Genomic DNA, 20,726 nt, shown 5'->3' with positions numbered 1-20,726 from the left:
CGGCGAGTGACAAAGACCTGTTGCGGGCGGAGTCAGAGATGCCCGCAACACAAGACAGAACACCGTGCCACGGGAACAAGCGTGGCACTTCAGGGCGTTTTCGCCCGTACATGGGAGGCGGCATGACAGAGACGGCGAGCGGTCCGGCACGGAGTTCCCGCGCCAAGGGCACCAAGGCGGGCAAGGGACTCCGCGTCGAGCGCGTCCACACCACTCCCGGAGTCCACCCCTACGACGAGGTGGCCTGGGAGCGTCGTGACGTCGTCATGACCAACTGGCGCGACGGCTCGGTCAACTTCGAGCAGCGTGGCGTCGAGTTCCCCGAGTTCTGGTCGGTGAACGCGGTCAACATCGTCACCAGCAAGTACTTCCGCGGTGCCGTCGGCACCCCGCAGCGCGAGGTGAGCCTGAAGCAGCTCATCGACCGCATCGTGAAGACGTACCGGAAGGCCGGCGAGGACCACAGGTACTTTGCCTCGCCCGCCGACGCCGAGATCTTCGAGCACGAGCTGGCCTACGCCCTCCTGCACCAGATCTTCAGCTTCAACAGCCCCGTCTGGTTCAACGTCGGCACGCCCCAGCCGCAGCAGGTGTCCGCCTGCTTCATCCTGTCCGTCGACGACTCCATGGAGTCGATCCTCGACTGGTACAAGGAAGAGGGCATGATCTTCAAGGGCGGCTCGGGCGCCGGCCTGAACCTCTCCCGGATCCGCTCCTCCAAGGAGCTGCTCTCCTCCGGCGGCAACGCCTCAGGACCGGTCTCCTTCATGCGCGGTGCCGACGCCTCCGCCGGCACGATCAAGTCGGGTGGCGCCACCCGCCGGGCCGCCAAGATGGTCATCCTCGACGTCGACCACCCCGACATCGAGGACTTCATCCAGACCAAGGTCTCGGAGGAGGAGAAGATCCGCGCCCTGCGCGACGCGGGCTTCGACATGGACCTGGGCGGCGACGACATCACGTCCGTCCAGTACCAGAACGCCAACAACTCGGTCCGCGTGAACGACACGTTCATGAAGGCCGTGCAGGACGGCGGCAAGTTCGGCCTGACGTCCCGCATGACCGGCGAGGTCATCGAGGAGGTCGACGCCAAGGCGCTCTTCCGCAAGATGGCCGAGGCCGCCTGGGCCTGCGCCGACCCGGGCATCCAGTACGACGACACGATCAACCACTGGCACACCTGCCCGGAGTCCGGCCGCATCAACGGCTCGAACCCGTGCAGCGAGTACATGCACCTGGACAACACGTCCTGCAACCTCGCCTCGCTGAACCTGATGAAGTTCCTGAAGGACGACGGCAAGGGCAACCAGTCCTTCGACGCCGAGCGCTTCGCGAAGGTCGTCGAGCTCGTCATCACCGCGATGGACATCTCCATCTGCTTCGCGGACTTCCCGACCCAGAAGATCGGCGAGAACACCCGCGCCTTCCGCCAGCTCGGCATCGGCTACGCCAACCTCGGCGCCCTGCTGATGGCGACCGGCCACGCGTACGACTCCGACGGCGGCCGCGCCCTGGCCGGCGCCATCACCTCCCTGATGACCGGCACGTCGTACCGGCGCTCCGCCGAGCTCGCCGCGATCGTCGGCCCGTACGACGGCTACGCCCGCAACGCGCAGCCCCACCTGCGGGTCATGAAGCAGCACTCCGACGAGAACGCCGGGGCCGTCCGCATGGACGACCTGGACACGCCGATCTGGGCCGCCGCCACCGAGGCCTGGCAGGACGTGCTGCGCCTCGGCGAGAAGAACGGCTTCCGGAACGCCCAGGCGTCCGTCATCGCCCCGACCGGCACCATCGGTCTCGCGATGTCCTGCGACACCACCGGCCTCGAGCCCGACCTCGCCCTGGTCAAGTTCAAGAAGCTGGTCGGCGGCGGCTCGATGCAGATCGTCAACGGCACCGTCCCGCAGGCCCTGCGCCGCCTGGGTTACCAGGAGGAGCAGATCGAGGCGATCGTCGCCCACATCGCCGAGCACGGCAACGTGATCGACGCCCCCGGCCTCAAGCCCGAGCACTACGAGGTCTTCGACTGCGCCATGGGCGAGCGCTCCATCTCCGCGATGGGCCACGTCCGCATGATGGCCGCGATCCAGCCGTGGATCTCCGGCGCCCTCTCCAAGACGGTCAACCTGCCGGAGACGGCGACCGTCGAGGACGTCGAGGAGGTCTACTTCGAGGCCTGGAAGATGGGCGTCAAGGCGCTCGCCATCTACCGCGACAACTGCAAGGTCGGCCAGCCCCTCTCCGCCAAGACCAAGGAGAAGGAGAAGACCGAGGTCACGGAGAAGACGGAGGCGGCCATCCGCGAGACGGTCGAGAAGGTCGTCGAGTACCGCCCGGTCCGCAAGCGCCTCCCGAAGGGACGTCCCGGCATCACCACGTCCTTCACCGTCGGCGGCGCCGAGGGCTACATGACCGCCAACTCCTACCCGGACGACGGTCTCGGCGAGGTCTTCCTGAAGATGTCCAAGCAGGGCTCGACCCTCGCGGGCATGATGGACGCCTTCTCCATCGCGGTCTCCGTCGGCCTCCAGTACGGCGTGCCGCTGGAGACGTACGTCTCGAAGTTCACCAACATGCGCTTCGAGCCGGCCGGTATGACCGACGACCCGGACGTGCGGATGGCGCAGTCGATCGTCGACTACATCTTCCGCCGTCTGGCGCTGGACTTCCTGCCCTTCGAGACGCGCTCCGCGCTCGGCATCCACTCCGCCGAGGAGCGTCAGCGCCACCTGGAGACGGGCTCGTACGAGCCGTCCGACGACGAGCTCGACGTCGAGGGTCTGGCCCAGTCGGCGCCGCGCGCCCAGGAGCTGAAGGCCGTCGTCACGCCGAAGGCCGAGGTCGAGGCGGCCAAGCCCGCTCCGCAGCAGGCCCACACCAGCGCCGAACTGGTGGAGATGCAGCTGGGCATCCAGGCCGACGCCCCGCTGTGCTTCTCCTGCGGCACGAAGATGCAGCGCGCCGGTTCCTGCTACATCTGCGAGGGCTGCGGCTCGACCAGCGGTTGCAGCTGACCTGTAGGTCCACGTGAGTAAGGGGCGTCCGCCATGGCGGACGCCCCTTACTCACGCGCCGGTCACCGATACGCCGGCTACTCGCGCGCCGGCGCCGACGCCGTCAGGATCGGCGGGTCGCGCCCATCGTGGCGGCGAACGCGGCGGGATCGCCCTCGAATCCGTGCACGCCGGCCCGGAACTCCCACGCCCCCGTCTCGTCCCGGACGAACTCCGCGACCGTCGCCGCCGTCGCGCCCAGGACACCACTGAAGTCGTCCGCGGCGAGGTCGGTGTAGCCCTCACGGATACGCAGGCCCGGACTTCCCACGTCTGCGAAGGTCCGGTCCTCGGTGCGCTGCTGGATCGCGACGCCCACCACCACGCGCGCGTACCGGGCGTCGAGCCGCTCCAGCTCCAGCGTCATGACCTCGTCGAAGCCGAAGCCCTTGCCGTCCCGGCTGTCCCGGTTCAGATAGATGGTGCCGTCGGGGGAGCGGCTGTCGAAGTGCACCACGTAGGAGGGGTCGCCGTACGGGTCACCCACCGGATAGGTCCCGGCCACGACGTCCAGGTCGGCGGGTGGCTGCCCCGCCGGACTGGGGTCCCACCGCAGCGCGATCTCGACCTTGCGAATGCCCTTGCTGAGGCCGTTCACAGACTTCCCCTTCCCAGGTCCCCGCCCCTTGCCCGGCCACCTCAACTGCCGAGCGGTGACGGTCGGTTGCCTATCCTGCCACGCACAGCGAGGCGCGTGCGGACAAGCGGTCCTCCGGAGAGTGACCGGCGCCACGTTCCCTGGCCTACCATGGCGCGGTGCTGGTCAAGTGGATTCGCTGCACCGTGGTGGACCGCCGCGGTTTCGAGCGGGGGCAGCGGAAGTGGGCGGGGCTTCCGGGGGAGCCGGGTTTTCGGGGACAGGGGGGTGGCTGGAGCCGGGCGCGGCCGGATGTGGCGCACGTTTTCGCCTTCTGGGAGAGCCGTGCCTTCTACGACTCCTTCATGGCCCGTTCCCACGACCGGCTCGCCTCCACCCAGGCGGGCACCTTCAAGGACGCCCAGGTCAGGCTCTTCGACTACCGGTTCGACGTGAAGACCGGGTTCGAACCGCGTTTCACGGACGCCGACCTGCTGCGGGTGGCGCTCTGCCGCGTCCACGAGGAACGTGCCGAGCACTACGTCCTCATGCAGGAGAAGGTCTGGAATCCCGCGATGGCGGGCTCGCCCGGTATGGTCCGCGGGCTGTTCGGCGAGGCGCCGGGGAACGAGTACCTGGTGCTGTCGATGTGGCGGTCGGCAGCCGAGCACGGCAAGTACCGCACGGAACGGGTGGAGCGGCTCGCCCTGCGCGCCCAGACGGAGGCCGACATCGCGGCGCTGACGGGAGACATCGTGCGACTGGAGCCCACCTGGACCGTTTGATGTCCGGACCGGCCGTCCTGGTGTCGACGTGTGGCGACCCCGATGGGGAAACTGTGTGACGTACGCCGTATGGGGCCCGTCCGACTGCTGGGTTCCGGCCGTCTCGATCTAGGGTTCTGGCATGGCACGACCACGGCGCATCGTTCTTGTCCGGCACGGCGAGTCGACGGGCAATGTCGATGACTCCGTGTACGAGCGCGAACCCGACCACGCACTGGCGCTCACCGAGCGGGGCCGGGCGGAGGCGGAGGAGACGGGCAAGGGGCTGCGTGAGGTGTTCGGCCGCGAGCGGGTCAGCGTGTACGTCTCCCCGTACCGGCGGACCCACGAGACGCTGCGCGCCTTCCGCCTCGACCCCGGGCTCATACGGATACGGGAGGAGCCCCGGCTGCGTGAGCAGGACTGGGGCAACTGGCAGGACCGCGACGACGTGCGCCTGCAGAAGGCCTACCGGGACGCTTACGGCCACTTCTTCTACCGCTTCGCCCAGGGCGAGTCCGGTGCCGACGTGTACGACCGGGTCGGCGGCTTCCTGGAGAGCCTGTTCCGCAGCTTCGAGGACCCCGACCACCCGCCGAACGTCCTCCTGGTGACCCACGGCCTGGCGATGCGGCTGTTCTGCATGCGGTGGTTCCACTGGACGGTCGCGGAATTCGAGTCGCTGTCGAACCCGGGGAACGGCGAGATGCGGATGCTCGTTCTCGGTGAGGACGGCAGGTACACCCTCGACCGCCCATTCGAACGCTGGCGAGATCCGGAACCGTACGGGATCACCGGATAGAGTGGCAGGGCGATGACCGCTCATTCATCTCCTGACGGGCGCCTGGACCGGGCCCTGTCCAGCCTGCGCGGACTGTCGGTCGGTGACGCGCTGGGCTCACAGTTCTTCGTGCCCGCGAACTACCCGCTGCTGAAACGCCGCGAGCTGCCTCCCGGTACCTGGCAGTGGACGGACGACACGGAGATGGCCTGCTCCGTGGTCTCCGTCCTGGCCACCCACCACCGCGTCGACCAGGACGCGCTGGCGCTCTCCTTCGCCCGGCACCACGACTTCGACCGCGGCTACGGCCCCGCCGTCAACCGGCTGCTGCGGCTGGTCCGGGAAGGCGGTGACTGGCGCGAGCTCGCCGCCGCGCTGTTCAACGGTCAGGGATCCTGGGGCAACGGTGCGGCGATGCGTATCGCGCCGCTCGGCGCCTGGTACGCGGACGACCCGGAGCAGGCGACCCACCAGGCGGAGATCTCCGCCTACCCCACGCATCAGCACCGTGAGGCGGTGGTCGGCGCCATGGCGGTCGCCGCGGCCGCGGCCCTGGTCGCGGATCCCGCCGGCCCACCCACCCCGCACGCCCTCCTCGACGGTGTCGTCGCCCTGGTACCCAAGAGCGCGGTCGGCGCCGGGCTGCGACGCGCCCGGGACATGCTCGACTACGGCGACGCGACCACGGTCGCGGCGGTACTGGGCTGCGGCAGGCGTACGACCGCCCACGACACGGTTCCCTTCGCCCTCTGGTCCGCGGCGCGCGCCCTCGGGAGTTACGAGCGCGCTTTCTGGACGACCGCACAGGTCGGCGGGGATGTGGACACGACCTGCGCGATCGTGGGCGGGGTGGTCGCCGCCGACCGGGCGGGGGCGCCGCCGGCCGAGTGGGCGGGGCGGGTCGAAGCGCTGCCCGGGTGGATGACGGTGTCGGCCTAGCCCACTCTCCGTATACGGCGGGAACTCTCCGTGACCGGCTGTTCGTTGTCGTGACATCCGCTGTGGGAGGCATGAGCCCCGCAGGGTGCCGGGAGTGTCGCGAGGGGGTGGCTCAGGTGATGGAGCTTCTGACGGCGGCTGTCGTCGCGTTGCTGTTGTCCGTGCCGTTGGCCCGGTGGGGTGTGCCGTTTGCCGGAAGCCGGCCGGGCGGGGGCCGGCGGCAGGCGTCACGCGCGCCCGCCGCCGGACCCCGCCCGGCCCGCGCCGTACCGTCAGCCCATCCCCGGTCCGGCCGAGCCGGACAGGGCCTCCAGGTCGCTCTTGCGCACCCGGATGACCAGCCATGCCGTGGCCAGGGCGAGCACGGCCATCGCGGCAGCCGGAACGAAGGCCGCGGAGATGCCCTGCGCCAGTACTTCGTGACCCCATGGCGCCGGCAGCTGGTGCGTCTGGGCGAACTCCGCCTTCTGTTCCGCCGAGCCGTTGGTGAGGAAGTCCGCCCCCTGCTTCTCCGCCTCGTTCTTGGTGGCCGTGCCGAACACCGTCGTCAGAATGGCGAGGCCGATCGAGCCGCCCACCTGCTGCATCGCGTTGAGCAGGCCGGACGCCGCGCCCGCCTCGTGCTGGGCGACCCCGGAGACCGCGGTCAGCGTCAGCGTCACGAAGTTCAGTCCCATGCCGAATCCGAAGATCAGCATCGGCCCGAGGACGCCGCCGACGTAGGAGCTGTCGGAGCTGATCAGGGCCTGCCAGCCGAGCCCGATCGCGGCGAGCATCGACCCCACGAGCATGAACGGCTTCGGGCCGAACACGGGCAGGAACCGCTGCGACAGGCCCGCACCGAGCGCGATCACCACCGTGACCGGCAGGAAGGCCAGGCCGGCCTGGATGGGGGTGTAGCCCAGTACGTTCTGCACGAACAGGACGATGTAGAAGAACATGCCGAACATCGCCGCGGCCAGGCTCAGCATGATCACGTAGGTGCCGGAGCGGTTGCGGTCGGCGAACATCCGCAAGGGTGTGATCGGCTCCTTGGCCCGCGACTCGATGAACGCGAAGGACAGCAGCAGGACCACCGAGGCCGCGAAGGATCCGATGGTCAGGCCGTCCCGCCAGCCCTCGTCGGCGGCGCGGATGAAGCCGTAGACGAGGGAGGCCATACCCGTCGTGGAGGTCACCGCCCCGGCGATGTCGAAGCGTCCGGAGTGCCGCTCGGACTCGCTGATGTACAGCGGGGTGAGCACGGCGATCAGTACGCCGATCGGCACGTTGACGAAGAGCACCCAGCGCCAGTCGAGCCACTCGGTGAGCATGCCGCCGGCCAGCAGGCCTATGGCACCGCCGCCCGCGGACACGGCGGCGAAGACGCCGAAGGCCCGGTTGCGTTCCGGCCCTTCGGGGAAGGTGGTGGTTATGAGCGCCAGGGACGTGGGCGACGCGATCGCGCCTCCCACACCTTGCAGGACGCGCGCCGCCAGCAGCTGCCAGGGTTCCTGGGCGAAGCCACCGAGCAGCGAGGCGAAGGTGAACAGCAGGATGCCGCTCATGAAGACCCTGCGGCGGCCGAGGATGTCACCGGCTCGGCCGCCGAGCAGGAGCAGACCGCCGAAGGTGAGTGTGTAGGCACTGACGACCCAGGTGAGGTCGGTGGTGCTGAAGCTGAGTGCCTCTTGAATGTGCGGGAGGGCGATGTTCACAATCGTCGCGTCGAGTACCACCATGAGCTGGCAGGCCGCGATGACGGTGAGCGCGATACCGGGACGCCCCTCCCGGCGGGCCGCTCCCGGCTTCTGGTCTGGGATGAGAGAAGAGGTTGCCACTATGTGTCCCCCACGAATGACTTAGTGAACGCTCGCGTTCACTGTTGCCTCGACGTTAGTGACTCCCCGACAGTGAACGCAAGCGTTCACTTGTTGTGCTGCCGTGCGACTCGTCCCCCGTCGTGGCCGCGCGGCGCGCCTCCTGCCCCCGAAAGACCGCTTTCCCCGCTCTCTGGAGACCCTCGACATGGTTGCTTCGCACTGGGCGGCCGCCTCCGCCCGGACGCCCTCCCGCCGACGTGGCGCAGTCCTCGAACGCGCCATCCTCGACGCCGCGCTGGAACAGCTCGGCACCGTCGGCTGGAACGGCCTGACGATGGAGGGTGTGGCCGCCGGAGCCCAGACCGGCAAGGCGGCGGTCTACCGCCGCTGGCCGTCCAAGGAGGACCTCGTCGCGGACGCGCTGCGGTCCGGGCTGCCGCGTTTCGACACGGTGCCCGATCTCGGGAGCGTGCGCGAGGATCTCCTGGCGCTGTGCCTCAGGGCGCGCGACGCGATGTTCTCCCGTCCTGGGTTCGCGTTGCGAGCGGTGATTCACGAATGCGACAGCGTGCAGGCGGAGCGTTTCCACGCGGTGATCGTCGACGGGGTGATCGAGCCGACCCTCACGATGCTCCGCGAGGTCATCAACCGCGGAATGGAGCGGGGTGAGGTCCGGCGGGACGCGGCGAACGGATACGTCTTCGACGCACTCCCCGCGATGATGATGTATCGATCAAAAGTTTGTGGAAGTGAATTGGCGGACCAGGAGATCGAGGAGATGATCGACCAATTGATGGTTCCGCTGCTGCGACCGGAGGGCATCTGATCCCGGGCTCCGCGGGTCCGGGTCCTGTTCGGGGACCGGGGTGTCGCCGGGCGTTCGGGGCGGCGTAGGCTAAGGACGCCATGCCGTACGAACCACCTACTCACACCGTCGAGCGCTCACTCCGCGCCACGACCGGAGCGAAGGTCATTGCCGGTGTCGACGAGGTGGGGCGCGGTGCGTGGGCCGGTCCGGTCACCGTCTGTGCCGCGATCACCGGACTGCGTCGGCCCCCGGCCGGCCTCACCGACTCCAAGCTGCTCACCATCAAGCGGCGCACCGCGCTCGCCGCGGAGCTGCGGACCTGGGTGACGTCCTACACCCTGGGGCACGCCTCTCCGGAGGAGATCGACGCACTGGGGATGACCGCGGCGCTGCGACTGGCGGCGGTGCGTGCCCTGGAAACCCTGCCGATCCGCCCCGACGCCGTCATCCTCGACGGCAAGCACGACTATCTCGGGGCGCCTTGGCAGGTCCGTACGGTGATCAAGGGAGACCAGTCCTGCGTGGCTGTCGCGGCGGCTTCGGTGCTCGCCAAGGTCCAGCGCGACAAAATGATGGCCGAACTGGGTATCGACCATGCAGACTTCGGTTTCGCGGACAACGCCGGGTATCCGTCGCCCGTGCACAAGGCCGCACTGGCGGAGCGGGGGCCCACCCCGCACCACCGGTTGTCGTGGGCGTATCTTGATGCGCTGCCCCAGTGGCGGCACCTCAAGAAGGTCCGCAGTTGGGTGGACGGAAGCGTTCCGGAAATCGAGGGTCAGCTCGGATTCGATTTCTGACGGTTCCACTCGCAGGCATGTGCCACCCGCCGACGCGAGCCGCACCAACGTTTGATAAATATCAGCTCATGCCTCTCATTCCCGAGGAGCCTCAGATTCACGAGAAGGCCCAGGGTCCCCGCGCCACTCCGGCCAGCGGCCGCACCGCGTCGACCCCCCGCCCCGTACCCGGCCCCCGTCCCGCGGCTCCGCCGCGCCCCGGTCGTCCCGGCCCCGTGCGGCCGGCGCCGCCGGCGCAACGAGCGCCGCGCGACACGGCCGCGGCCAAACCCGGTCCGTCCGGTCCGGCTGCTCCGGCAGCCGCCCCGGCCGCCCCGCAGATCCAGTTGATCCCCGCCACTCCCGACGGCGCGCTCGACGCCGCGGAAGAGGCCGTGGACCTGTTGCTGGACTCCGGGCGTACCCCCGGCGACGTGCTGGTGATCACCACCGGCGAACCACACCCGTGGGCCGCCCACGAACTGTCCTTCGGCGACGCCGCCTACTGGGCGCAGCACGACGCGGGCGACGACGTCTTCTACGCGGACGCCGGCGTCGCGCACCGTGCCACGTCGCGGGCCGTGGTCGTGGTCGTGGTCAACGGCGGCCCCGAAGCCGCAGCTGTCACCGCCCTGTCCGCGGCCCGCTCCCGAGCCGATGCCCTGCTGATCGTCTGCGGTGACCCGCAGCGGATCAACTCCGTACTGGGCGCGGGCGTCTGAGCCCGTTCCGCCGTGCACGGCGGGCGCCGGTGTGACACAGGGGGCCGCCGGACCGGCAGCCCCCGCACGGCGGCGGTTCGGGCGTGCCCGGGCGGCCGGCGTCCGCCGGGCGGCGTACGGGCGTTGACAGGTGCTTTCGTGCGCTTGGACAACGACCCGGACGTCGCCGCGTAATCCCGGAGCGCGCCGTGTCCGAGGGGCTCTACCGAGCCGCCGCGCGGCGCAGCACGTCTGAGGCGACCCCTCCGGTGCGCGGTGGCGGTGACGGCGTTTCCGACGTGGAGAACGGCTCAGGAACGGACGCCGCGTTGGGCCGGCGTCCGCCGCGGCCCTCGCCGAGGACCTGCCAGCCGTCACGGGTCAGCGTGATGTACGCGCCGCAGCGCAGCCCGTGCAACGTGCAGGCGTCCCGCAGCCCCCACATCCACGCGCCGTCCTCTTCCGTCCAACGAGCGTCGCCCTCACGGCAGTAGAGCAGCACAGCGGTACGCACCGGGGTGCGACGCCGCAGATCGTGCGGGATGACCCGGCGCAGCTGGGAGAGCAGCGAGTTGCGGAACATCCACCCGTCGGCCGGGGCCCGGCGGCTGCTGAACGAGGCGCTCGCGCACAGTCGTTCGTCGGGATCGAGTACGGCCACGATCGCGGTCGCCGGCCTCGGGCGGTGCCGCGAGTGCAGCCCGCTGACGACCTCCCGCGGATTGCGCAGCAGCGGAATCCCGGCGGCGGCCCACTCCGCTGGTTCGAGCATGCGAGTGGCGGAAGCGGCGGACGACGACAACGACGCCGCCGAGGACGGAGCGAATCCGAAGGTCACGTTCCTCCCTTCGGCTACGCGCCCACACTGCGGGCGGGGTCGGATTCGGGGGAGCGCGCACCGCAGTGAAGCCCTGCCGGATCACGGACGAGCCGTGCGGGGAGCGGATTTCAATTCTTCCTGTCGAACTTGAATGCGGCAACGAGCAATTGAGGCCGACGACCGTTATCGGGCGATGCGCGTCCTATATCCCTACCCAGAGCACAGCCGGGTGACGCGCGGGGCGCGCCACCCGCAGTCGTGCGGGACTCCGGTACCGCGAAGCGCGCCCGCGGCGGGCGATCACCCCTGCACGGCCAGGACCATGGGCAACACTCCCTGCGCACCCGCGCGGCGGAGCAGCCGGGCCGCCACCGCGAGGGTCCAGCCGGTCTCGGTGCAGTCGTCCACGAGAAGGACCGGGCCCTGGAGACCGGTGAGTGTGGCGGCGAGGGAGGGCGGCACCGTCAGCGCGCCGTCGAGTGCCTTGAGCCGCTGCGCGCTGTTGCTGCGCGACGCGCTGGGCGCCTCACCCGTGTACTCGACCGAACCGAGCAGCGGCAGCCTGCCGACCTCGGCGATGCGTGCGCCGAGGGAGTGGACCAGTTGGGGCCGGGTGCGCGAGGCCACGGTCACCACTCCGGCGGGACGCGGCCCGCCGTCGGCCGCTCCCGAGGCCCAGCCGCCGGGCCCCTTCGCCCAGTCGGCCAGCACCGTGACGACGGCCTTCGCGACATCGTCCGGTACCGGGCCGTCCGGCGCCTGAGCCGAGAGCATCGGTCGCAGCCGGTTGCCCCAGCCGATGTCGGACAGGCGTCCCAACGCCCGCCCGGGCCCGGCCTGTTCACCGGGCGGGATGCGTCCCTTCAGGTCGACGCCGATCGCGGGAAGCCCGGTCGGCCACATGCGGCGGGGCTCCACTTCGACGCCTGCCCTACCGAGGTCGACCCGTGCGGCGTCGAGAGCGGCGGGGGAGGTGTCCGCGGTGAAGCGCGGGCCCGCGCAGTTGTCACAGTGGCCGCAGGGTTTGGCCCCCTCGTCGTCCAGCTGGCGTTGCAGGAACTCCATCCGGCAACCCGACGTCGAGGCGTAGTCGCGCATCGCCTGCTGTTCGGTTCTGCGTTGCCGCGCCACCCAGTCGTACCGCTGCGCGTCATACGCCCACGGTTGCCCGGTCGCGATCCAGCCTCCCTTGACCCGCTTGACCGCGCCGTCCACGTCGAGAACCTTGAGCATGGTCTCCAGGCGGGAACGGCGCAGCTCCACCAGGGGCTCCAGCGCGGGCAGCGACAAGGGGCGTTCCGCCCGCGCGAGGATGTCGAGCGTGCGGCGCACCAGGTCCTCCGACGGGAAGGCCAACGAGGCGAAGTACTCCCAGATCGCCTCGTCCTCCTTCCCCGGCAGCAGGAGCACCTCCGCGTGCTCGACACCACGCCCGGCACGACCGACCTGCTGGTAGTACGCGATCGGGGAGGAGGGCGAACCCAGATGCACCACGAAACCCAGGTCGGGCTTGTCGAATCCCATGCCCAGCGCCGACGTGGCGACCAGTGCCTTGACCCGGTTGGCGAGCAGGTCGTCCTCGGCCTGCTGCCGGTCGGCGTTCTCGGTCTTGCCGGTGTAGGAGGCGACGGTGTGGCCGCGCTGCCGCAGGAAGGCGGTGACCTCCTCGGCGGCGGCCACGGTGAGGGTGTAGATGATCCCGGAGCCCGGCAGCTCGTGGAGGTGGTCGGCGAGCCAGGCCATCCGGTGCGCGGCGTCGGACAGTCGCAGCACACCCAGACTGAGGCTCTCCCGGTCCAGCGGGCCGCGCAGCACCAGCGCGTCCGACGTGCCGCCGGTGCCGAGCTGCTCCGCCACGTCGGCGGTCACGCGCGCGTTGGCGGTGGCGGTGGTCGCCAGGACCGGCACGCCGGGCGGGAGATCGGTGAGCATCGTACGCAGCCGCCGGTAGTCCGGTCGGAAGTCATGGCCCCAGTCGGAGATGCAGTGGGCCTCGTCCACCACGAGCAGACCGGTCGCGGCGGAGAGCTTGGGCAGCACCTGATCGCGGAAGTCCGGGTTGTTGAGCCGCTCGGGACTCACCAGGAGCACGTCGACCTCGCCGGCGGCGATCTCGTCCTGGACCGAGTCCCACTCCTCGGTGTTGGAGGAGTTGATGGTCCGGGCGCGGATGCCTGCCCGGGCCGCGGCCTCGACCTGGTTGCGCATGAGCGCGAGCAGCGGGGAGACGATCACCGTGGGCCCGGCGCCGCGGTCACGCAGCAGCGCGGTCGCCACGAAGTAGACCGCGGACTTGCCCCACCCGGTGCGCTGGACGACGAGGGCCCGGCGCCGCTCGGCGACCAGCGCCTCGATCGCCCGCCACTGGTCCTCGCGCAGGCGTGCGGTGCCGGAGGCGTCCCCGACGAGGCGGGCGAGGACCGTGTCGGCCGCTGTCCGGAGATCCGCGTTACTCGTGTGCTCCATGCGTTCCATACAACAGGACGGGACTGACAGCCGGGCGGCGGGGCGGAGCGGGCGAGGCTGCGGGAAGGGTGGCGCGGTCGCCGGACGGCCCGCGTGACGTGTCCCTGATCGGAGTTATCCACAAGGTGTTATCCACAGGGCAAGCGGAGCTTCTCGATCCGCGAGATCGTCGGGCCATGACGAACCACAGCGAAACGACTGGATCCTCCGAGAACGGTGACCTCTCGGGGCCCGCGACACCGGGCGGGAGGGCCCACACGCCGTGCGACAGTCCCGGCGATGAGCACCAGATCACCCTGCGCACCCCCGCCGAACTGGCTGACGCCCTGCCTTACCTCCTCGGGTACCGCCCCGAGGACAGCATCGTCCTGGCCGCCCTGCGCGACAGGGACGGACGGGGCCGTTTCGGCGGCCGGGCCCGCCTCGGCATTCCGGCGAACGCGGACGACTGGGCGGGCGCGGCCGGACAGCTGGTCCACGGGCTGGTGACCGGCAGTGAGCGCCGGGGGGCACGGCCCGAGCAGATGGTCGCCTACCTCTGTCAGGAACCGGCACGGGGCGAGACCGGCCGAGAGGTGATGGAGCGACTGAGGCCGCTGGCCCAGAAGCTGCGCGTCGAGTGCGGGGCCCTCGACGTCCCCGTGGTCGAGGCGCTGTGCATCTCGGCGGGGCGCTTCTGGTCGTACTGCTGCGACGACGCGGTCTGCTGCCCGGCGGAAGGCACCCTCATGGGACTTCCGGGTACGTCCGTGCTGGCCGCGGCGGCCACCTACGCCGGTATCCAGGTGCGCGGTTCACTGAGCGAGTTGCGGGCCAGGCTGCTTCCCCGGGAGAACGCCGCGGCACACGAACAGGAGGCCGCCCTGGACGCGGCCTCCATGACACTGGTCGCCCGGATCCTCGACGACACCGGCCGCTCGGACGTGGCCGGCGAGACGCTGGATCTGGCACAGCGGGTCATGCGGCGCCTCACCGGGGCCCCACCGGTGTCCGGCATGCCGGCCGAGGATCTGCGCGACGACCAACTGCTCGGACACGACGAGGCGGCGGCGCTGATCCTCGGTCTCCAGGACCGTACGACCCGTGACCACGCTGCCGAGTGGATGGAGGGTGACGAGGCGGGACCCGCGCTGCGTCTCTGGCGGGCCCTGGCCCGTCGCTGCGTCGGACCCTACGGCGAACACGCGGCCGCGCCCCTCACCCTCGCGGGATGGGTCGCCTGGTCCACCGGCGACGAACTGGAGGCCCGAGAGGCTCTGGCCATGGCACTCGGCGCGGATCCGGACTACCTCTTCGCCCGACTCCTGCACCAGGCGTGCAACGAGGGCCTCGATCCCGAGTCGGTCCGCCGCTGCCTGCGTACGGAGCGCGGGGGCCGTGGAGGTACGGGAGGCGGCACCCCGGGTGGCGAAGAGCGGGCCGGCGCACCCGGGAAAGGCGAGCCGGCCGAGCCTTCGTCCGCTCCGCTGACGCCTTCGGGCCGCCGGCGCCGCACGCGCTCCGCCGCCTCGGCCGACGGAGCCCGTCGTCGTGCGAGGACGCGGGACCGCGAGTCCGGCGCGAAGATCGGGCATCCCCGCACCCCGGCGGGCGGCGAACGCCCGGGCGTCGCGCGGGCGGGCCGTACAAGGCCGCGCGCCTCGGGGACGGCCACGGGCCGGAAGGACGCCTGCGCGGAGGGGAGGGGCAGGGGAGAGCCCGGGGCCGAAGGCGGCGGCGAGCGACTCTGAGGGGGTGACCGCCCGGCGACCATGCCTCGGGCGTGACCCGGAGGACGCCCGCTCCGTTCACCTGAGTGGCGGAACGCCCGGACCGGCCGGGGACACCGCACCGCACCCGTCCGGCGAACCACCACCCACGGCGCCGTTCCGCCCGAGGCGCACCGAGCACAGAGGGAGCCCTCCGATGCACCAGCCGACTTCGCCCTCCACCGCCCCGAGCACCGCCGCCGCCGACCGGAGGGCGGCGCTGCCGTCCTTCGCCGAGTCCGTGACGCCCGGCGGGAAGCGCGGCCCGGCCGGGGCCGTTCCGCCGATGGTCCGACCGCGGCCCGCGTCGTCGGTTCGGCCCGCGCGGTCGGGCGTGAAGCCGGTCGTTCCTCCCGCTCCTCCCAGTGCGCCGCCCGCGACGCCGTACAGGTGCGGGGACCTGCCCCCCACCCACCGAGCCATGATCGGCGTGGCCCTCCCGGGCCTCGTGATCTCCACGGACCAGGGGCAGCTGACCGGCCTGGGGCTGGAGGGGTTCTACCGAGCGGGCCGGCGGCTGCTCTCCCGGTGCCGTCTTCGCGTGGCCGGGCGTGAACCGCTTCCGTCGCAGGCCCGGATGACAGGAGCCGACCGCGTCCGCTTCGTGGGGACGCTGCGGACTTCGGCCGCGCCGGGTCCGGATCCGGACGTCATGGTCGAGCGGACCCGGGACGCGGACGGTACGGAGCGGATCACCCTGCACAGTTGGGCATCCCGTCCGCTGCGGCTGCCGGTCGAGGTGGCCCTGGGCACGGACCTGGCCGACCTGGGGTCGATCGCCGCGGGACGCGCGGGCCCCGACCTGCCCGCCAGCGTCCACGACGCAGGGCTGCGCTGGTCCTGTGCCGCGGCGGGCGCGTCGGTCACGGCCGTCCCGCCGCCCGCCGACGCACTGGCCTCCGCGGGGCTGCTGCGGTGGGAGTTCGTGCTGCCTCCGGGCGGCAGCACGAGCGTCGAGCTGCGCGTACGACCGGACGGCGCGGGACCGCTTCGGCCAGTGGGCCGCACGGCGGCCGACCCACTGGCCTCGGCGCACGCCACCGGTGACGACCCCGCGGTCACCGCCCTCCTGCGGACCAGCATCGAGGACCTCCGAGCCCTGATGCTGCGCGATCCCGCGCACCCGGCCGACGTCCATCTCGCGGCCGGCGTGCCCTGGCGTTGCGGTCCGGCCCCCGGCGAGGCGCTCGCCGCCGCCCGGATGACGCTTCCCCTCGGTACCCGGCTCGCCGCCGGCACGCTGCGCACCCTCGCCCGCACCCAGCATCGCGGCCCCGGTCCGCGGGCCGGCCTGATCCCCGGACCCAGACGTGACGCCGGCCCGCATCTGCCGCCGGGCTGTACCGGTACGGAGGCGACCCTGCTCTTTCCCGTGCTCCTCGCGGAAGCCCGCCGCTGGGGGCTCGGCGAGGACGAGACGCGGGAGCTGATGCCGACGGCAGAGCGGTGCCTGACCTGGCTGCGCGGCGCCGTCGGGGACGGAGGGTACGTACACGATCCGCGCCCCGACGGCCCCGTCCGCTGCGAGACCCAGGCCCACGCGCACCGTGCCGCCCTGCTCGGCGCCGAGCTGCTCGACGCCTTCGGCAGACCGGGCGGTGACGGACTGCGGCGGTTGGCCCAGCGGCTGCGGACGGCGTTCCGGCGGGACTTCTGGATCGACGGCCCGGCAGGCGGACGGCCGGCGGCGGCCCGGACCGCGGACGGACGCCTCGTGCCGCACCTGAGCGCTAGCGCGGCGCATCTCCTCGACACCGGACTGCTCGGTGGGGGCGCCGCGGCCCCGGGCCTGCTCGACCCGGCGCAGACCGCTCAACTGGCCCGGCTGCTGGGCAAGCCGGCCATGGACTCGGGCTGGGGTCTGCGCGGACTGGCCGCGAGCGAAGCGGGCTACAACCCCTTCGGACACCGCGCCGGGGCGGTACGCGTCCCGGAGACGGCGATCGCGGTGGCGGGGATGGCGGCCGCCGGCCATGAGAAGGAGGCGGCCTCGCTGCTGCGCGGCGTACTGGCCGCGGCGGGCGCCTTCGGCCACCGCCTGCCGGAGATGTACGCGGGAGAGCAGCGCACCGACGCGAGCGCTCCCGTGCCGCATCCGGCGGCCTGCCGGCCCGCCGCCACCGCGGCCGCCGCCGGGGTGCTGCTGCTGACGACGCTCGCGGGCATCCGCCCCGACGCGCCGGCCGGGACCGTCACCCTGCGTCCCGTACGCAGCGCCCCCCTGGGGGAGCTCGGGCTGACGGGGCTGCGGGTCGCCGGAGCACCCTTCTCGGTGCGGGTCGGCCGACTCGGCATGGCCATGGTCGAAGAGGCCGCCGACGGGCTGCGACTCGGAGCCTGACCTGGCCTGACGTCGACTCGCGCGGCGGCCGGGGGTGGACGGTGCGGCCCCCGTCGGGCCGAAGTGGATCAGCCGCCGCAGAGGCCGGTGAAGGGAGTGTTTATCGTCAGGCAGACGACTATGATCGGCGCATGCCCTACGACCCGTCAGCCTTTCCGCCCTTCGCCGTCACTGTGGACCTGGTCGTGCTGACCGTGCGCCGCCACTCCCTGTGCGCGCTGGCCGTGCGCAGGGGCGAGCCGCCGTTCCGGGGCCGCTGGGCCCTGCCCGGCGGTTTCGTACGGGCCGACGAGGACCTGGCACAGGCGGCGGCGCGGGAGCTGGCCGAGGAGACGGGACTGTGCGTCCACGACCCCGTCGCACCCACCCAGGACAACGGTGCCCACCTGGAGCAGCTCGCGACGTACGGCGACCCCGAGCGCGATCCCCGGATGCGGGTGGTCAGTGTCGCCCACCTCGCGCTCGCCCCCGACCTGCCCGCGCCACGGGCGGGCGGTGACGCCAGTAACGCGCGCTGGGCGCCGGTCGAGGAACTGCTGGAGCAGGCCGGCTACGGCCGTGACGGCGAGCCGGTGGCGCCGCTCGCCTTCGACCACGCCCAGATCCTGGCGGACGGGGTGGAACGGGCCCGCTCCAAGATCGAGTATTCGTCGCTCGCCACCGCGTTCTGCCCGCCCGAGTTCACCGTCGGCGAGTTGCGTCGCGTCTACGAGGCGGTGTGGAGTGTGGCGCTCGACCCCCGCAACTTCCACCGCAAGGTGACGGGCACACCGGGCTTCCTCGTCCCCACCGGAGGCACGACCACGCGCCAGGGCGGGCGTCCCGCCCAGCTCTTCCGGGCCGGCGGCGCGACTCTCCTCAATCCTCCGATGCTGCGCCCCGAGGTGTGACGGCCGGCCAGGCCAGGACTCCGGAGCGAACGGAGCGAACGGAGCGAACGGAGCGAACGGAGCGAACGGCGAACAAGGGATCGAAGAGGTCTGCACCCATGCGCTCGACCAGCCTTGCGATACCCGAAAAATCGGGTATAACGCGCTATCTTGCTACGGGTGATCCAGGCCTTCGGACTGACCAGTAACCCTCGCAAGGAGCTTCCGCCCGCCGTCGAAGACGTTTCCTTCGAGGCGCGCGCGGGCCGTGTCACCGCGCTGCTCGGAGCATCGGGCGCCGGTAAGACGACGGCGCTCAGACTCATGCTCGAACTCCAGCGCGGCCGGGGTCTCACCTACTTCAGAGGCCGCCCCCTGCACCGCATCGCCCATCCCTCGCGCGAGGTCGGCGTGCTGCTGGGAGACGTGCCGGGGCACCCGGCCCGCACGGTTCGCGGCCACCTCCGCATGCTGTGCGCGGCGGCCGGCATTCCCGTCCGGCGGGCCGACGAGGTCCTGGAGTCGGTCGGCCTCGTGAGCCTGCGCGACGAACGCCTCGGCACCCTCTCCCGCGGAATGGACCGACGCCTCGGGATGGCCTGTGCGTTGCTTCCCGACCCGCACACCCTGGTGCTCGACGACCCCGCCGGAGCACTCGGCGCCCGCGAGACCCACTGGCTCCGCGACATGCTGCGCGACCATGCCGGCCAGGGCGGCACGGTCCTGTTCAGTACGGCGGATCCCAAGGAGGCCGCGCGTGCCGCCGACCACGTCGTCACGCTGGAACGGGGCAGAGTCGTCGCCGACCAGACGGCGGCGGACTTCTCCCGCACCCGGCTGCGTCCCCGCGTCGCCGTCCGCAGCCCGCACGCCGTCCGCCTCGCCGCCCTCCTGACCAAAGAGGCACGCTCGGCCCGCCGTTCCGTCGAGGTCGTACGCGAGAGCGGCAACCGCCTCGCGGTGTACGGCAGTACGTGCGCCGACATCGGCGAGACCGCGTTCCGTCACGGGATCCTCGTACACCAAATCGCCGACGAGACCGGTGACATGGGCCCGGGCGCGCACACGGTGCCCGCGGCTCGGCAACAGGACGTCACCGACTCCCGCGGGGCCGGCCCGCACCTGTCTCCCGACGGTGACGACAGCCGGCGGCCCGGTGGCCCGCCCTCGGCCCTCGCCGGGCCCCGTCAGTCGTCGGCCGATGCCGACCCTCCCCTCTCCGACGAGGCGCACCTCCGCGCCGACACCACACAGCCGCCGGGCGGTGAGGCCGGGCCTGGCGGAGCGCGGCCGCGCCTTGCCGCTGACGACTCCCCACCCTCGTCCGGCGAAACCCGGACGGCCGGCACGAATCGCCGACCCTTCGGGGGTGTTCCTCAGCGATCGCCGCGGAAGGCGGCGTCCTCGCTCCCGCCCCCCGTCTCCGTCCGCTCCGCCCCCAGCCCGCTGCGCCCACTCCGCTACGAACTCCGCCGCGCGACCGGCATCAGCACGGGGTTCGTCACCGGCGCCGTCGTACTCGTCGTATCCGCCGTCACCGCTGTGGTCCTGGCGCGCGTCGGGCACACCCCCCAGCCGCGTCTCCTGGCCGCGTGGCCCCGGGAGCTGCCGCTGCCGCCCGCGGCGCTCGGCGCGGGGCTGCTCGGCGCGCTCGCCTTCGGCGACGAGTTCCGCCATCCCGCCCTGGCGGCGGACCGCGGCACCGTCCCCCGCCGGATGGGGCTGCTGACCGCCAAACTCCTCGTCTCCGCGGCCACCGCACTGCTGCTGGCCGCCCTGACGGTGGGCTGCGACGCCGAAGCGCTCCGTCTGTTCTACGGACAGGAGCTCGCGCGGGCCCCCGCCGACTGGCCCGCGCTGAGCGCCGGTTGGTTCGGGCTGGTCGTCGGCTGCGCCTGGTCCGGTGTGCTCGCCGCGGGAGTCTTCCGGTCCACCACGGCGGGCCTCGCCGCGGTGGTGGCCGTTCCCGTACTCGTCGTACCGCTCGTACAAGAGGTCTGGGAGGGCCCGTCCGTGCGGACCGCCGCCGGCCTCCCGATGCGGGTGCGCGAGGTCCTCCTGACGCAGTGGCCGTTCGGAGGGGAGCGGTATCTGGCCGAGGTCCTGCGCATGATCGTCCAACCCGTGGGCAGCGCCCTGACGTTGTCGCTGACCACTCTGCTCTGCGCATACCTGCTCGTGACCCTGCGCAGCAGGGTCCGATGACGCCCGCCGCACCCTTCCGTTCCGACCGTGTGCGCAACTCCCCGGGGAAAGCCCATTTCTTTCCGATAAG

At 71.7% G+C, this 20,726-nt stretch carries 15 protein-coding genes; 11 read left to right on the top strand and 4 right to left on the bottom strand.

Annotated features, from left to right (window positions below; all coding sequences use genetic code 11):
* Positions 1–122 precede the first annotated feature (122 nt).
* A complete protein-coding gene (locus tag QC283_RS29370) occupies positions 123–3,017 on the top strand; it encodes a vitamin B12-dependent ribonucleotide reductase (protein ID WP_279564740.1) in 2,895 nt (964 codons plus the stop codon).
* Between the two features lie 103 nt (positions 3,018–3,120).
* On the opposite strand, the gene QC283_RS29365 is transcribed toward QC283_RS29370, so the two are convergent.
* Complete coding sequence (locus QC283_RS29365) at positions 3,121–3,654, bottom strand: TerD family protein (protein ID WP_279564739.1); 534 nt, start codon at positions 3,652–3,654, stop codon at positions 3,121–3,123.
* A gap of 158 nt (positions 3,655–3,812) precedes the next feature.
* Between QC283_RS29365 and QC283_RS29360 the strand changes: the two genes are divergently transcribed.
* The 3 genes from QC283_RS29360 (at position 3,813) to QC283_RS29350 (ending at position 6,117) form a co-directional block, all read left to right on the top strand.
* On the top strand, positions 3,813–4,418 hold the full coding sequence (locus tag QC283_RS29360) for a YdbC family protein (protein WP_279564738.1): 606 nt from the start codon (positions 3,813–3,815) through the stop codon (positions 4,416–4,418).
* 121 nt (positions 4,419–4,539) lie between these two features.
* Positions 4,540–5,199 (top strand): histidine phosphatase family protein, encoded by a 660-nt coding sequence (locus QC283_RS29355; protein ID WP_279564737.1) that lies wholly within the window; start codon positions 4,540–4,542, stop codon positions 5,197–5,199.
* Between the two features lie 12 nt (positions 5,200–5,211).
* Positions 5,212–6,117, top strand: coding sequence for an ADP-ribosylglycohydrolase family protein (locus tag QC283_RS29350; RefSeq protein ID WP_279564736.1), 906 nt, complete (start codon positions 5,212–5,214; stop codon positions 6,115–6,117).
* 272 nt (positions 6,118–6,389) lie between these two features.
* Here the strand turns inward: QC283_RS29350 and QC283_RS29345 are convergent, their stop codons facing one another.
* Positions 6,390–7,937: an MFS transporter gene (locus QC283_RS29345; RefSeq protein ID WP_279564735.1), complete on the bottom strand. Its 1,548-nt coding sequence runs from the start codon at positions 7,935–7,937 to the stop codon at positions 6,390–6,392.
* A 187-nt stretch (positions 7,938–8,124) separates the two neighbouring features.
* Here QC283_RS29345 and QC283_RS29340 point away from each other — a divergent pair, with 187 nt between their 5' ends.
* The 3 genes from QC283_RS29340 to QC283_RS29330 all read left to right on the top strand — a co-directional run bounded on the left by QC283_RS29340 (position 8,125) and on the right by QC283_RS29330 (position 10,228).
* Positions 8,125–8,745, top strand: coding sequence for a TetR/AcrR family transcriptional regulator (locus tag QC283_RS29340; RefSeq protein WP_279564734.1), 621 nt, complete (start codon positions 8,125–8,127; stop codon positions 8,743–8,745).
* 80 nt (positions 8,746–8,825) lie between these two features.
* Positions 8,826–9,527, top strand: coding sequence for a ribonuclease HII (locus tag QC283_RS29335; RefSeq protein ID WP_279564733.1), 702 nt, complete (start codon positions 8,826–8,828; stop codon positions 9,525–9,527).
* Positions 9,528–9,595: 68 nt separating this feature from the next.
* Complete coding sequence (locus QC283_RS29330; RefSeq protein WP_279564732.1) at positions 9,596–10,228, top strand: hypothetical protein; 633 nt, start codon at positions 9,596–9,598, stop codon at positions 10,226–10,228.
* 202 nt (positions 10,229–10,430) lie between these two features.
* On the opposite strand, the gene QC283_RS29325 is transcribed toward QC283_RS29330, so the two are convergent.
* Complete coding sequence (locus tag QC283_RS29325; RefSeq protein ID WP_279564731.1) at positions 10,431–11,045, bottom strand: hypothetical protein; 615 nt, start codon at positions 11,043–11,045, stop codon at positions 10,431–10,433.
* 282 nt (positions 11,046–11,327) lie between these two features.
* On the bottom strand, positions 11,328–13,493 hold the full coding sequence (locus QC283_RS29320; protein WP_279564730.1) for a RecQ family ATP-dependent DNA helicase: 2,166 nt from the start codon (positions 13,491–13,493) through the stop codon (positions 11,328–11,330).
* A 176-nt stretch (positions 13,494–13,669) separates the two neighbouring features.
* Between QC283_RS29320 and QC283_RS29315 the strand changes: the two genes are divergently transcribed.
* The 4 genes from QC283_RS29315 (at position 13,670) to QC283_RS29300 (ending at position 20,656) form a co-directional block, all read left to right on the top strand.
* A complete protein-coding gene (locus tag QC283_RS29315; protein ID WP_279564729.1) occupies positions 13,670–15,223 on the top strand; it encodes a DUF4192 domain-containing protein in 1,554 nt (517 codons plus the stop codon).
* Between the two features lie 439 nt (positions 15,224–15,662).
* Positions 15,663–17,582: a glycogen debranching N-terminal domain-containing protein gene (locus tag QC283_RS29310; protein WP_279564728.1), complete on the top strand. Its 1,920-nt coding sequence runs from the start codon at positions 15,663–15,665 to the stop codon at positions 17,580–17,582.
* 131 nt (positions 17,583–17,713) lie between these two features.
* Entirely contained in the window at positions 17,714–18,472 is a 759-nt protein-coding gene (locus QC283_RS29305; protein ID WP_279564727.1) for an NUDIX hydrolase, read from the top strand.
* Between the two features lie 159 nt (positions 18,473–18,631).
* Complete coding sequence (locus tag QC283_RS29300; protein WP_279564726.1) at positions 18,632–20,656, top strand: ABC transporter ATP-binding protein; 2,025 nt, start codon at positions 18,632–18,634, stop codon at positions 20,654–20,656.
* Positions 20,657–20,726: the final 70 nt, after the last annotated feature.

The sequence above is a fragment of the Streptomyces sp. DH41 genome (assembly GCF_029813785.1).
Taxonomy (GTDB): Bacteria; Actinomycetota; Actinomycetes; order Streptomycetales; family Streptomycetaceae; genus Streptomyces.
Note: the sequence above shows the minus strand (reverse complement) of the source record. Positions and strands in the feature narration are given on the sequence as shown.

Bases quoted from the DNA above. Each gene is read 5' to 3' on its own strand.
- QC283_RS29355 (WP_279564737.1), top strand. From the start codon at position 4,540: ATGGCACGACCACGGCGCATCGTTCTTGTCCGGCACGGCGAGTCGACG.
- QC283_RS29330 (WP_279564732.1), top strand. From the start codon at position 9,596: ATGCCTCTCATTCCCGAGGAGCCTCAGATTCACGAGAAGGCCCAGGGT.
- QC283_RS29315 (WP_279564729.1), top strand. From the start codon at position 13,670: ATGACGAACCACAGCGAAACGACTGGATCCTCCGAGAACGGTGACCTC.
- QC283_RS29305 (WP_279564727.1), top strand. From the start codon at position 17,714: ATGCCCTACGACCCGTCAGCCTTTCCGCCCTTCGCCGTCACTGTGGAC.
- QC283_RS29320 (WP_279564730.1), bottom strand. From the start codon at position 13,493: ATGGAGCACACGAGTAACGCGGATCTCCGGACAGCGGCCGACACGGTC.
- QC283_RS29350 (WP_279564736.1), top strand. From the start codon at position 5,212: ATGACCGCTCATTCATCTCCTGACGGGCGCCTGGACCGGGCCCTGTCC.
- QC283_RS29370 (WP_279564740.1), top strand. From the start codon at position 123: ATGACAGAGACGGCGAGCGGTCCGGCACGGAGTTCCCGCGCCAAGGGC.
- QC283_RS29335 (WP_279564733.1), top strand. From the start codon at position 8,826: ATGCCGTACGAACCACCTACTCACACCGTCGAGCGCTCACTCCGCGCC.
- QC283_RS29340 (WP_279564734.1), top strand. From the start codon at position 8,125: ATGGTTGCTTCGCACTGGGCGGCCGCCTCCGCCCGGACGCCCTCCCGC.
- QC283_RS29310 (WP_279564728.1), top strand. From the start codon at position 15,663: ATGATCGGCGTGGCCCTCCCGGGCCTCGTGATCTCCACGGACCAGGGG.